The sequence below is a fragment of the Paenibacillus sp. LHD-38 genome (assembly GCF_031157315.1).
Taxonomy (GTDB): domain Bacteria; phylum Bacillota; class Bacilli; order Paenibacillales; family Paenibacillaceae; genus Pristimantibacillus.
This window is the reverse complement of record NZ_JAVIFU010000058.1, coordinates 22,592-34,548: the sequence shown is the minus strand read 5'-3', so window position 1 is coordinate 34,548 and position 11,957 is coordinate 22,592. Positions and strand designations below refer to the sequence as shown.

Sequence of the window (11,957 nt, the reverse complement as noted above, 5' to 3'; positions counted from 1 at the left end):
ATTTTCCCCACCACAAGTACCTTCTTCATTTCTTCTCTGCTCAATGTAATTGTCTCCTGTCCCATAGTGACATTATCTCAGAACAGTTATGGGATGACATTATCACAGAAGAACAACATTTTTATAAGATAATGTTGACAATTCCATCATACTCATGATAAGATGTCTACTGTTGAAACAAGTTATGCGGTCGTGGCGGAATTGGCAGACGCGCTAGATTCAGGTTCTAGTGGTGTAACAGCCGTGGAGGTTCGAGTCCTCTCGACCGCATCCTTATTAGCATTTATGACTATTCTAGACGATATTTAATCTAGTGGTCAATATTAGAAATCAACTTATAAATTCAAACCACTTTATAGTCATGATATTAAATTCATGATAGGAAGTGGTTTTTTTGATGCTTAAATTCCTCGATCATTTAGAATGCACGTATTTATTCATCAACAAATATACTTGTTTTCTATTGGGCCGAGGCACAAATGGATAAGCAAGCAAAATACGAGGAGTAATTTCAAAACGCAATCCAGCAGCTGGACAGAATAGAAATTTGAAAACATCGTTAACGGAACTTAAAAGTTCAACATTAAAGCAAAGAGCCTCTGTGGCCTAACGGCCAGAGGCTCTTTCCTTTTAACTCCGACCAAACGATCATCGTGGAATGTGGTGCAGCACTCTTACAAAATAGCATATACGGCTCGGACGGAAGCTTTGACCGATAAAGCCCCCGGCTCGATTGGCGTAACCGCGCTGTCAGCGAATGCCGCTGCTTTAAACATCGGGACGGGCCCTCCAGATAGCGGCAGCTGTTGCACTTCGAGCGGCACATTGGCTAAAACGACACCGATTGTATTAGCAATCGTCAGCGCCCTTTGCGCAGCGTCACGCACAGCAAGCGATAAAGCTTGATGCTCGTAAATATCAGGCCTAGCAGTCGTAAGCCTGATGCTGGATACATGGTTGGCGCCGCTGCTAACGGCCGTATCCACAACAGTCCCCGTTTGATCGACTTGATCTACCGTCACCTGAAGCAAGTTGGTTACCTGATAACCTCGGAATATTTGTTTTCCATCCACAAAATCATACATGGTGTCAACGCGATACTCCTGCGTCTGCAGCTTGTCGCGCGGTATGCCCAGTCTCAGCAATGATCCAATGACTGCTGTGATGATATTGGCATTTTCAGCTTGAATTGGACGCAAATCCGCGCCCTCCGTCACAGCCCCGAGTACGACGATCGCTCGATCGGCGGGCGCTGCTGCCGTCCCTTCCCCGATGACCTCAATGGTAGCGTTCCTTGACGAGTGACTATTCCCAACTTGTTTCATAGAGTATCCGTTCATGGCACGACTCCTTATTAGTTTTATTAGCCCCTAGGCACATACCGAGCGCATCACCTGTAGGCACGAATAAAGTAATACATTCTTACAAGAAGAGGTGAGATATTGACTACGATCACGATTGGAGCTGTCGGGGATTTACTCATGAAAAATAAGATTATCGACTCCGCAAGAATATCCAAAAAGAATCAATATTCTTTCGGTTCGATATTTGCAGGAGTTGCACCCCATCTAAAAAATAACGATTTATTGATCGGTAATTTGGAGACGACTTTCTCCGGGACGCCTTGGTTCGGCGGCAATCCGAGTCGACTCGGCCGATACGAACGACGCAGCAAGCGCACCGGCTATCCGATGTTCAATTGCCCAGACGAGCTTGCTTCGACACTTAAGCATACCGGCTTCGATGTCATGACGACAGCCAATAATCATTGTGCCGACGGGGGCGAATACGGCATCAAGCGCACGTTGAACGTCCTTGACCGGCACGGCCTTAAGCATACAGGCACCGCACGCTCGCAAAAAGAGGCTAAACGCTTATTAATTATGCGCGTCAAAGGCATCGATATCGGTATTCTATCCTATACGTACGGAACGAATAGAATGCCTGTTGCCAAATCCTATCTGGTTAACCGGATTCAGTCCAAAAAAATAGCAGCCGATATTAACCGCATCAAAAAGAAATGCGATTTTGTCATCGTCTGTCTCCATTTTGGACGGGAGTTCAGACTCACACAGAACAAAACGCAAATGCGATTGGTTGACCTTTGCTTCAAACACGGGGCTAACGCCATTCTAGGCGCTCACCCTCATGTCTTGCAGCCCGTCGTTAAAAGAAAGGTGAAGGACAAGTATGGCGTAACCAAAACGAGAGTTGCGGCTTATTCGCTAGGCAATTTCCTATCTCCAAAGATTTTCAATAATAAGCATACCACTCGCGCCATGATACTGAAGCTGACGATAACGAAAAACAGCAAAGGAGCAACCGACATCACGCGTGTCGGCCGCATCCGTACAATTACCAAGCATTCAAAACCCGGAGGAAAACCAACCTACAGGCTCGTTCCCGTCTCTAGCTACCGCTAGCGATCAGCCGTTTGCCAAGCTGCGTAATTTAGCCTAGCAGATTAACGACGCCGACGACTAACATCATATCGAAGCAAAGAGCCTTTGCCGCCAAAGGGACAAAGGCTCTTTGCTATTTGCTGCGAAAAAAAATGATCAACACGGCTCTATGTAACATCCTCAAAAGGATTCGTACGCTCCTCCGATACCGGTCCGTAGCTGTATGAGCGGCTGAGCTTTACTACGCGGCGGCTAGGACGACGAATAACAACAGAGGAATCATCCCAAGCAACGACGATGCCGTGAACATCGTTTGCTTCCATAGCGTCTCTTACTACCCTTATGGTTTCGCCGCTTACACGAAATTTGTCCAATTGCTCTTCGCTTACCATTTTCGTTTCCTCCTGTTTCTAAGTTAAAGCTCCGATTGTATGGAAAAACCTCAATGGATGCTCGCGCATAACATTGAGGCTGGTTTGACAATATAAATAAGAATTAATGAACCTAGCAAACGTTCAGCTAACCTGCATGCTCTTTTGCATCATTGGTTTCATACCATTCATCCAAAACTCGCGATGACATCACGCGTTTGCCGATATATTCGCTCTGACGGTCAGTGAACTGATCCCGCCACTCAATGGACAATTCGTCGCACAGCTTTACAATCGTCAACAGCTCCGACCATGCCACATAACGTTTGTACCAAAAAAACTGTGGATGCTCAATCATATAAGGATACAAATCATCAAATTCCGTATGTTTACAATCTAGTGCACGCTCAAAGTGGACCTTGGCAGCGCTTAGCTTCGTATACATAAACTCTGCAGACATTTCCCCCATAACATGTGCCTCCCCTCGATCACTACTGTATCATTATAAGCGATATTGCCGGATGGGAAAAGAGCCTTTGTGCTGGAACATTCTACTCAAACTTTATTTCACCGTTATCTAGTGATGAAATTCGAACGAGCGGTTCCACACGAATCCCTTGCTCCCGCAATGTTCTTCCACCAGCTTGGAATGACTTCTCGACGACGACGCCAAGCCCAATTAAAGTTGCGCCCGAACGCTCTATGATCTTGATTAGTCCGCGTGCGGCATCGCCATTCGCGATAATGTCGTCAATAAATAGTACCCTGTCCTCAGCCGTTAGAAACTGTTTGGAAACCATAATATCCGTTACCATTCCTTTTGTAAAGGAAGGCACGCGTTCAACATAGGCATCCGGATCAGCGATCAGCGTCTTCTTTCGACGCGCAAATACAAGCGGTACACCCAGCGTATAAGCAGTTGCATATGCAGCTGGAATTCCGGAAGATTCCACTGTGATCACCTTTGTAATATGCTCCTCTGCGAAGCGTCTAGCGAATTCTTGTCCCATTTCCATTGTCAATTTAGGGTCGACCTGGTGGTTGATCAAAGCATCCATCCGCAGCATGTTACTCGACAGTACGGACGATTCTGCTAAAATGCGTTTTTTTAAATTCTCCATCTTTCATTACCTCCACCAAAATCCTTTTTGTTAACGTACCATAGGTCAGGCAAAAAGTGCAACCCTATGGAAGGGTTCAATCAGAAACCAAAAATAAACGGAGTATTTCTAAGGTAGAATTTCAAATCATCGGAGAAAAGAGCAACTTTTTCCACATGGCAGCGTCTAATAGTTTAGTATCTTTTCATGTCTACAGCCTATTCGCTGCATTTGTAATTTATAATTAAATGCATCAAATCCGATGTAATATATAGTAAGAAAGGAGTGCAAAATATGATCCCTTATCGCACAGAGCAGACAAAAATCGTCATGCTTGCGGCTGCCTCCGCGCTTGTCATTTTGCTCGCCGGCTGCCAAAGTGCAGCTCCCGAAGAACCATCTTATACGGTTATTACAACCACTCCTCAAACCGACCCTGACACCCCTCAGAAAACATATTCTGAGCAGGCAGACAACGGGCTTCAGACGAATGAGCCGCATTTAAACCGCGTAGATACGACTAGCGGCACAAGCGCTGAAACCTCGACGCTTCGCGATGAGAAAGATTCGAAGGCTCCAGTAAAAACGCAAAGCGAAGATGCGGAATGGGCGGCCGACAATCCCTTGCTTAACGGCATTGCGATCGGAAACCATGATTCCGTAGTGTCCAAGCTTCACGGCAAGCCAATAGACAGCTACAAGCTGGAGGAAGATACCGAACCGATTACTGTGCTTGAGTACGATGGTTTTGCAGTTGGCATCAACGCCAATAAGAACGTGCAGTATATCGAAGTCTACGGCAAAGCTATTTCAGCAGGACTAAGCGGTCTCCGAATCGGCGACAATCCCGAAGAAGCACTGCATGCGCTTGGCAAGCCTGAGAAGCAAACCGCTTATTTGCTCACTTACAAAGCTAAAGATTCCTTGCTCAAGCTTGATCTAGATCCTGTCCACAATCAAATCGTATCCATTAAGCTGCTCGCGCTAAGCTAGCTGATAGGGTTATGACCAATCCATCAGCCATAAACCAAACAATGCGAGGAGTAAAATCGGGAAGGTTAGCAGCAGGCCGTATTTGGTATATTCACGCCAGTTGACCGTAATGCCTCCCTGCCGTACGAGCTGCATCCATAACAAAGTTGCCAGCGAGCTCCGACCGAAGTCCCCAGCAAACTTGCAAACGGCAAGTAGTCAGGTCCGTTTACCTGCTCGATTGCCAGTGAAGAAATAAGAACGGCAGGCAAATTGTTAATTGCGGCTGCAAGCAAGGAAAACAATAACCCGGATCCAAAAATGCCGATCAGTTCATTTTTCTCCGCAGCAGGCGCTATGACCTCCGGAAACCACGCTGTCGCTCGCTCCATGCACATGCAAGCTGTATACGATTAAATTCATTGATAAAGCAAATACAATAATGAGCCATGGCGCTCGCAAAACCGTTTCCTTCAACGGCGCACGCCCGGCCGCTGCCGAAGCCGCCCACTGAATCGCTGCGCAGCCAACCGCTACCGCCGCAACAGGAACTCCTACCCTCTCCGAGCCTAAATACCCAATCATCATTAATAAAATGTTGAACCAAGATAAATAAAATAATCGTTTATCAGAAATAGCCGATGCTGGAACCGGGAAGAGGTTCGGCGCTGGCGCTCTTGCCTCTTCCCTCTTGATCGGCTGCCAGAAGAAAGCTACCGTCACGGCAATGGTGGCACCGATTGCGATTAACCCTGGCAAGAGCATCCGCGAAGCGTATTCACCAAACGAGATATCGAAAAAATCCGCTGTTAATATATTAGTCATATTACTCATCATTAACGGGGCACTCGCATTATCTGCCATAAAGCCTATTCCCAGCATAAATAAAAGTCTTCCGCTTCGGGAAAGTTTCAGCAGCGCTGTTACTTCAAGTACGATGGGAACCATGATTAGGATAGTCCCGTCATTATTAAAAAAAACGGTAATAAGCGCAGCCATCAGGGACAAACCTATGAACAACAACAGCTGCCGATGGTGGAAACGATGAATGATGTGCAGGGCAGCCCAGCGAAAAAAAACATTATAGTCAAGCAACGATATAAATAACATAATTCCGATTAGCGAAAACGTCGCATTCCAGACAAAACCCCATATGTACGCCGCATCTTCCGGTTTTAAAAGCTGGGCAGCAAATAGAATAACCGCTCCTGCCAATGCGATGAAAGCTTCATTTATCCCCTTGGGCTTTATTAAAATAAACGTTAATGCGGCAGCAAAATCAATAATGGCAATAAACATGGTTCTAATCGAACTCCAGACTTCAAGGCTCAAGCAGCGTAAAATTCCGAAAAATGTCATGCCTGTCCCCGCTTGGACATACCTTCTTAATAAGAGGTTAGCGAACGGAGGACGGTAGACGATGTGGAAACGTATTGGAAAGGTGCTGCAAATTGCTTCGACCTACATGGGTACAATCGTAGGAGCAGGCTTTGCCACTGGTCAAGAAATATTACAATTTTTCACCCGTTTCGGGTATTGGGGTACAATTACGATTGCTTTATCTACGGTTTTATTCATTTGGCTGGGAACAAAAATGATGCTTATTGCCAGCCAAATTAGGGCAAAATCTTATGAAGACTTAAATAAGGCGTTGTTTGGCGACAAATATGGACGGCTCATCAGCCATTTCATGCTCGTCGTGCTTCTAGGCGTTACGGCCGTTATGCTCGCCGGCGCCGGCACGATTTTTTATGAGCATTGGAACATTTCGTATCAATCCGGATTGCTGATTACGATTGCCGCATGTTACTTTTTACTTCGGAAAGGGATGAATGCGATCCTTACCGTGAATGCGATTGTCGTGCCAATTATGCTGCTCTTTACGGTGCTCATCATGATCGACACGTTCCGAACGCCGGGTGCAGATAAATTCATTACCTTGGTTAGCGATCATTCCATTTGGGCCGCCTGGGCCTCGCCGTTTCTGTATACGGCCTTTAATCTCTCCATGTCTCAAGCTGTGCTGGTTCCGCTTGGCGCGGAAATAAACGACCGAAAAGTCATCATCGCCGGATCATGGGTCGGGGGCATCGGGATCGGTTTCATGCTGCTGGCTGGACATATTGCATTATCCGTACATATGCCGGGTATTCAGCAATTTGCGATCCCAATGGGCGGCATTGCCAGGCAGCTTGGACCCAGTGTGCAGTTTATTTATGTTTTCATTATTTTTGCAGAAATTTTCACGACGCTCATCGCAGATATATACGGGCTGACCCTCCAGCTCCACGAGCGTTTGAAATGGGCGCGCAGCTTGATTGTCCTGCTAATTCTCGCCATTTGTTACGTAGCCAGCCAAATCGGCTTCGGCACGCTGCTCTCAACGCTGTATCCGTTGTTTGGTCTTATCAGCTTTGGCTGGCTTATTTTGATTATCCGGAAACGAGTGTCCGCTAATTAACCAAATCAGATTTGCGCCAGTAAAGCTCCGTCACAATTTTCCAGCATCGCGTCCCGGACATGCTCATGACAGGTCATCACAATAATTTGCCGGTCACAGCTCAGCTCAGCAAGCAAGCTTGTGACCGCTTGGAGCCGTCCCCGGTCGAAATTAACAAATACATCATCCAGCATAAGAGGAAGCTTAGCCCCTCTCGAGGCTTCCTCCGCGAGCGCCATCCGCATCGCCAAATATACCTGCTCCGCCGTTCCCCTGCTCAACATTCCGCTGTCTACAATGCGCCTCTCCGAGGATTCAAGCCTGATACCCGGCTCACCGGGCGTTGTCAGCACTCGAATGTATTTGCCATCCGTCAGCTTCGCGATAAATTGGGAAGCTTTGCGGAGTACGACAGGCTGGCGCTCTTCCTCGTAAATCCGTTTCGTCCGATTGATCAACGCAGCGCTTATCGAAAGAATGGCATAACGCTCCGCATCCTTCTCCAGGCCCGCAACCGTCATCTCTCTACCTACGAGCAGTCTCTGGTGCTCGTCTTCCTTAAGCAGCAAATCCAGCGATTGCCGCAGCCTCCCCCTCTGCTCCAACAGCTCACGCTTCTTCTGTTCCAGAGCATTTAACTCTGTTTGCGAATTGGATAAGAGAGACTGAAGCTCTTCTTCATTACATGTCCCGAACATCGTCTCGAGCTCATTCACTTTCTGCGCAGACATGCCAGCAGTGAGCTCCAGCGTCAGCTTCGTCAGCTCAAGCTCAAGTTCCTGCAAACAGCGGCGGTGCTCAAGAGCAAGCTCATATTGCATTTCATTGGCGAGTCCAGCTTCTTCCAACTGCGATTCGATTTGCTTTGCCAGCTCTTGTAATTGCGTCTCTGCAGCTTGTTTGGCCAAGAGCAGCTCATCGCGGCGAGTGAGAATGCCGCGTGCCTCCTGCTTGGCGGCTGCATGGCGCCGTATTTCGGCATGAAGCAGCCGCAACGCGACAGCAGGGTCAACAGCCAGCTGGGCTTCCGCTTCCTCGAAATACGAACATAAAGCTGCTGCTTGCTGTGCGAAAGCAGTCAGCTGCTTGTTTGAGGCGGCTTGCTTCGCCGATAAACGGTCATAGTGCTGCAGACGCTGCAAGGCTTGCTCGGCAAGCTCGAACGCTTCTAGCGCAGCTGTCGGCGACATACCCGCCGGCAGCGAGCGTGCTTCAAGCCAGCCGGCCCACTGCCGGGCGACGGCTTGTCTTGCTTGCGCAGCGGCGGCGGCAGCCTCGCTGCGGCTTGCAGCGTGCGCGCGCAGGCGCTCCAAGCGGCGGGCGAGCTCGATGCGGCTCCCTTCGAGGCGCTCGCTGTTTTGCAGCGCCTCGAGACGGTCTTCAACCGCGGCGCGCAGCTGCATGCGCGCCTGCTCGGCTGCCAGCAGATGCTCAGGCGAGCTGTAATGTTTAGCTGCAAACAAAGCAGCAGCAGCCTCTTGCGGCTTTTTCACGAGTGCCTCCAGCGTTTGATGCACTCGTTTTTCGCGGTTACTGATAGCCAGTTGATCCGCTTCGATAGACGTCGGTGAGACTCCGCCCGACCTTGCTCTCCCCCTGCCGCGCAGTGGAATGCCCTTCTCCTTGGCAGCATATCGAGCTGCGCTGCGGCTTCGCAGAAGCGCAGCGATGACAAGCACTAGCGCGGCTGCAGCCAGCGCCAGCGCAGCTACCCCCGCTTCGCCGCCAGCACCGGCCAGCGCGGCAGCCCCAAGCGCCAGCACGGCTCCGCCCGCTCCTGCCGCCGCAGCCCACAGCAGGCCGGCTCCGCCAAGGCCTGCTGCCGGGCCGCTGCCACCCGCCTCGCTATCGCTCGCGTCTGCAGCAGCTCCGGCAGAGCGCACCCGCTCGAGCTCCCACTCGCGGAGTGCGCTGTCCAAGGCGTTCCACGCCCCCTTCAGCGCATCACGCGCATGCGGCAGCACCTCAAATCCGGTGCCGCTCCTATCCTGCTCGCGCCGCTGCGCTTCAGCAAGAGCGGCTGACCTCGCTTCCTCATAGGCCGCAGACGCTTCTTGTTCTTGCTGCTTCAGCGTTTCAAGCTCAGCCGCGAACCTTTCTTCCGTCCGCGTATAGTCAAGCTCCTGCTGCTTAGCAGTCCTAACGTAATCGCGGTCGGCTATCGTAACATGAAGCTCCCTGAGCTGCCGCTCCGTCCATTCAGGCGCAATGCTGCTGACGAGTCTCGCAATCATCTCGTCATGCTCGCGAAGCTCTGTCTCGAGCGTGAAGCCGTCCTGTTTCAGCTGACGCATGCTCTCCGATGCTTGAAGGAGAGCCTCGGTCTCCTCGCCTATGCGGATTAGCCGCTCGTCATAGCTGATCGAATCCAGCTGGAGCTCAAGCAGAATCGCTTTCTGTCTGAGCTTCTCGCATTCCTCCCGCTCCGCCGCCCTTTGTCTAAGCAGCTCCTCCCAGCTCTTCTCCGCATGAGCCGGGAGAGAAGCCGCGTAAACGAAGTTTTCCCGTTCGATGATCAACTGCTGCTTGCGAATCCATAGAGGTCTAGACGATACGGCTTTGTTCAGCAGCAGATGAACCGCTTCTTTGGCCGGCAGCTCCAGCTCCAGAAGGCGAAGTGATTCATCCAGACTTTCCGTTTGCTGCGTCAACGCATTGTATGAAAGGATCGCATCCTGGCGCTTTCGCAGCTCACCATCAAGCAGCTCGAGCGATTTGAGCTGCTGATTCATTTGTTGATTAGCTCCCCGCGGCTTAAACAGCAGTTCCATTTCCTGCATTAACCGCTTTTCCGCCGCTGCAATCGTTTTCCCGTTATCCCAGCCTGCTTGGTACAAATAACGTCCCAGCTCATCCCCGGACAATGCGCCAACCTCCTGCAGCTCCGTCAGTGAAATCGCGAACAGCTGGCGATACAGCTTCTCGCTGACGCCTCCCAAATAGGCTCGCTCCCATTCTGTCTGAGGGAGTACGGCACCTTCTTGCAGCAGTCCGTCTATGTTTGATGAAGCATTTAAACCGCGCAGCTTTACTTTCCCTGTTCCGTCAGCAGCATAACGTTCTACGATATAAGACTCATCCGCTGCATTGCGGAAAATCAATCGTCCTCCATGCTTGCCTCCGTTTACCGGCTCCTGCCTTTCTTGCGGCTGCCCGCGTTTGGCAAAGCCGAACAGCATTGAACGTATAAAGCCAAACATCGTGCTTTTTCCCGCTTCGTTCGGTCCATACACAATAATGACCGACGCATCAAGCGGGATATGTCTGCCGTAAAGCTGTCCGAATCCGTCAATTTCAGCCTTCAAAAGCTTCATGGTTCATGTCATCTCCCAAAGGTTTTGATAGAAACCGGCACGCAAGATCATTCATCCCCGCCTTGTCCATGGATCATGCCAAGCGTAAGCTCGCGAGCTTGCTCCAGCCACTTTTCCGGCAGCTCGTCCCACCGGCTCCGCAGAAGCCTTCCGAGCTTCGCATGCCCGGCAATCGGTCCGACCGCGGTTTTCGCGAAATCCCGCCATTGCCGCTCGTCTTGTGCAAGTTCCGTACTGACCCGGTAAAGCTCCCCTGCAAAGCTGTCCTCTTCCGCCAGCTCCAGCCAGCTCAGCTCAGCCCCGGTATTCGCTTCCAGCCCAAACACATAGATCCAAACATTGTCCTCTGTAATACTTCTTCCTTCCTGCAGCTGCTCAAGCAGCGTCCGAACGACCGCAGGGTCTGAGAGCTTCTGATGCAGCGGCCCGCGGCCATTCAAGATAAAGCGCAGCATGACCATCCGTCCGTCCGAATCCGCCATAACGCGGTCCAGCTCAGCATCCAGCTGCTGCAGCAGCTCTTGCTCGGAGCTGATCCCGGATATCGAGAATCCATTCTCGTACCAGCGGACCTTATCCAGCGGCAAAAAAGTCAGTTCGATCGCTTTCGCAGCCGTGACTTCAACCAAGTAACAGCCCTTTGCTCCTGTTTCACGCGGATTTCTTCCCTGCGCGTTGCCGGCATATACCACATGCGGATACTCATGCAGCACTCTGCGATGATGGATGTGGCCAAGTGCCCAATAATCAAAGCCTTTGCCGCCGATTAGCTCGTCCAGCGCACACGGTGCGTATGGATCATGCGTGCCGTCGCCGTCAACATTGCCATGAAGCAGCGCGATATGAAACGGTGCTTCAGCTTCGATCTGATACGCTGCAGCCATATTCTCGGAAACGATACGGGTTCCGTAGGACCTTCCGTAAACAAAGGCAGCCAGCTCACCGCTTTTGCGGTAAGCCGGCCGATATTCCATCTGGTCCGCTCCAAAAACATAAACGTTTGACGGAAGCGCTAATTTTGCCCGCGCCCCGTTCAGTGGGTCATGATTGCCATGGATCACGTAAACCGCTATGCCGTGCTCCGCCAGCTTCTCCCACTCCCGTACGAGCATAAGCTGCGCCCTAAGCGAGCGATCCGCCTCATCGAACAAATCGCCGGCTAATACGATAAAATCTACTTGCTCGCTAATCGCGGCTTGCGTCAGCTGTCTCAGCGCATCGAAGGTAGATTCGGTTAAAGCCTCCCGAACGCGGCGAGGTGCTTTTGCAAGCCCGCGAAAAGGACTATCCAGATGCAAATCTGCGGCATGTATGAATCGAAACGTTACTGACATCCCCTAACCACCTATTCCGATAGA

General features: G+C 50.5%; 12 protein-coding genes and 1 tRNA gene. 4 read left to right on the top strand and 9 right to left on the bottom strand.

Going from position 1 to position 11,957, the window contains the following annotated elements; genetic code table 11:
* Positions 1 to 186: 186 nt before the first annotated feature.
* Positions 187 to 270, top strand: a tRNA-Leu gene (locus RCO25_RS29960).
* A 404-nt stretch (positions 271 to 674) separates the two neighbouring features.
* On the opposite strand, the gene RCO25_RS29955 is transcribed toward RCO25_RS29960, so the two are convergent.
* Positions 675 to 1,340, bottom strand: coding sequence for an SIMPL domain-containing protein (locus RCO25_RS29955; RefSeq protein ID WP_308999745.1), 666 nt, complete (start codon positions 1,338 to 1,340; stop codon positions 675 to 677).
* A 102-nt stretch (positions 1,341 to 1,442) separates the two neighbouring features.
* Between RCO25_RS29955 and RCO25_RS29950 the strand changes: the two genes are divergently transcribed.
* On the top strand, positions 1,443 to 2,423 hold the full coding sequence (locus RCO25_RS29950) for a CapA family protein (protein WP_308999744.1): 981 nt from the start codon (positions 1,443 to 1,445) through the stop codon (positions 2,421 to 2,423).
* A gap of 146 nt (positions 2,424 to 2,569) precedes the next feature.
* Here the strand turns inward: RCO25_RS29950 and RCO25_RS29945 are convergent, their stop codons facing one another.
* The 3 genes from RCO25_RS29945 to RCO25_RS29935 form a co-directional block, all read right to left on the bottom strand.
* Positions 2,570 to 2,794 carry a hypothetical protein gene (locus RCO25_RS29945; RefSeq protein WP_308999743.1) on the bottom strand — a complete coding sequence of 75 codons (225 nt, stop codon included), beginning with the start codon at positions 2,792 to 2,794 and terminating at the stop codon, positions 2,570 to 2,572.
* A 127-nt stretch (positions 2,795 to 2,921) separates the two neighbouring features.
* Complete coding sequence (locus tag RCO25_RS29940) at positions 2,922 to 3,242, bottom strand: hypothetical protein (RefSeq protein ID WP_308999742.1); 321 nt, start codon at positions 3,240 to 3,242, stop codon at positions 2,922 to 2,924.
* 82 nt (positions 3,243 to 3,324) lie between these two features.
* Entirely contained in the window at positions 3,325 to 3,894 is a 570-nt protein-coding gene (locus RCO25_RS29935; protein WP_308999741.1) for a xanthine phosphoribosyltransferase, read from the bottom strand.
* Between the two features lie 273 nt (positions 3,895 to 4,167).
* Between RCO25_RS29935 and RCO25_RS29930 the strand changes: the two genes are divergently transcribed.
* Positions 4,168 to 4,866 carry a hypothetical protein gene (locus tag RCO25_RS29930; protein WP_308999740.1) on the top strand — a complete coding sequence of 233 codons (699 nt, stop codon included), beginning with the start codon at positions 4,168 to 4,170 and terminating at the stop codon, positions 4,864 to 4,866.
* 9 nt (positions 4,867 to 4,875) lie between these two features.
* Here RCO25_RS29930 and RCO25_RS34990 read toward each other — a convergent pair whose 3' ends face one another.
* Genes RCO25_RS34990 through RCO25_RS29920 form a run of 3 tightly spaced genes read right to left on the bottom strand, consistent with a single transcriptional unit; the run spans position 4,876 to position 6,204 of the window.
* The gene (locus tag RCO25_RS34990; RefSeq protein WP_374992192.1) at positions 4,876 to 4,977 is read right to left on the bottom strand and encodes a hypothetical protein; all 102 of its coding nucleotides are present in this window, start codon (positions 4,975 to 4,977) and stop codon (positions 4,876 to 4,878) included.
* Positions 4,932 to 5,237 carry a hypothetical protein gene (locus RCO25_RS29925; protein WP_308999739.1) on the bottom strand — a complete coding sequence of 102 codons (306 nt, stop codon included), beginning with the start codon at positions 5,235 to 5,237 and terminating at the stop codon, positions 4,932 to 4,934. Before RCO25_RS29925 ends, RCO25_RS34990 begins: the two co-directional genes overlap by 46 nt.
* Entirely contained in the window at positions 5,179 to 6,204 is a 1,026-nt protein-coding gene (locus RCO25_RS29920) for an ArsB/NhaD family transporter (protein ID WP_308999738.1), read from the bottom strand. Before RCO25_RS29920 ends, RCO25_RS29925 begins: the two co-directional genes overlap by 59 nt.
* Before the next feature lie 61 nt (positions 6,205 to 6,265).
* On the opposite strand from RCO25_RS29920, the gene RCO25_RS29915 reads away from it, so the two are divergent.
* Entirely contained in the window at positions 6,266 to 7,306 is a 1,041-nt protein-coding gene (locus RCO25_RS29915) for a YkvI family membrane protein (protein ID WP_308999737.1), read from the top strand.
* Between the two features lie 5 nt (positions 7,307 to 7,311).
* Here RCO25_RS29915 and RCO25_RS29910 read toward each other — a convergent pair whose 3' ends face one another.
* Both RCO25_RS29910 and RCO25_RS29905 read right to left on the bottom strand, forming a co-directional pair.
* Entirely contained in the window at positions 7,312 to 10,599 is a 3,288-nt protein-coding gene (locus tag RCO25_RS29910; protein WP_308999736.1) for an AAA family ATPase, read from the bottom strand.
* A gap of 47 nt (positions 10,600 to 10,646) precedes the next feature.
* Positions 10,647 to 11,933, bottom strand: coding sequence for a metallophosphoesterase family protein (locus RCO25_RS29905; RefSeq protein ID WP_308999735.1), 1,287 nt, complete (start codon positions 11,931 to 11,933; stop codon positions 10,647 to 10,649).
* Positions 11,934 to 11,957 lie beyond the last annotated feature (24 nt).

What these genes read in the sequence shown, in the direction of transcription:
- RCO25_RS29945 (WP_308999743.1), bottom strand. Translation starts at nt 2,794, where the DNA reads ATGGTAAGCGAAGAGCAATTGGACAAATTTCGTGTAAGCGGCGAAACC.
- RCO25_RS29925 (WP_308999739.1), bottom strand. Translation starts at nt 5,237, where the DNA reads ATGGAGCGAGCGACAGCGTGGTTTCCGGAGGTCATAGCGCCTGCTGCG.
- RCO25_RS29940 (WP_308999742.1), bottom strand. Translation starts at nt 3,242, where the DNA reads ATGGGGGAAATGTCTGCAGAGTTTATGTATACGAAGCTAAGCGCTGCC.
- RCO25_RS29935 (WP_308999741.1), bottom strand. Translation starts at nt 3,894, where the DNA reads ATGGAGAATTTAAAAAAACGCATTTTAGCAGAATCGTCCGTACTGTCG.
- RCO25_RS29905 (WP_308999735.1), bottom strand. Translation starts at nt 11,933, where the DNA reads ATGTCAGTAACGTTTCGATTCATACATGCCGCAGATTTGCATCTGGAT.
- RCO25_RS29930 (WP_308999740.1), top strand. Translation starts at nt 4,168, where the DNA reads ATGATCCCTTATCGCACAGAGCAGACAAAAATCGTCATGCTTGCGGCT.
- RCO25_RS29915 (WP_308999737.1), top strand. Translation starts at nt 6,266, where the DNA reads ATGTGGAAACGTATTGGAAAGGTGCTGCAAATTGCTTCGACCTACATG.
- RCO25_RS29910 (WP_308999736.1), bottom strand. Translation starts at nt 10,599, where the DNA reads ATGAAGCTTTTGAAGGCTGAAATTGACGGATTCGGACAGCTTTACGGC.
- RCO25_RS29920 (WP_308999738.1), bottom strand. Translation starts at nt 6,204, where the DNA reads ATGACATTTTTCGGAATTTTACGCTGCTTGAGCCTTGAAGTCTGGAGT.
- RCO25_RS29955 (WP_308999745.1), bottom strand. Translation starts at nt 1,340, where the DNA reads ATGAACGGATACTCTATGAAACAAGTTGGGAATAGTCACTCGTCAAGG.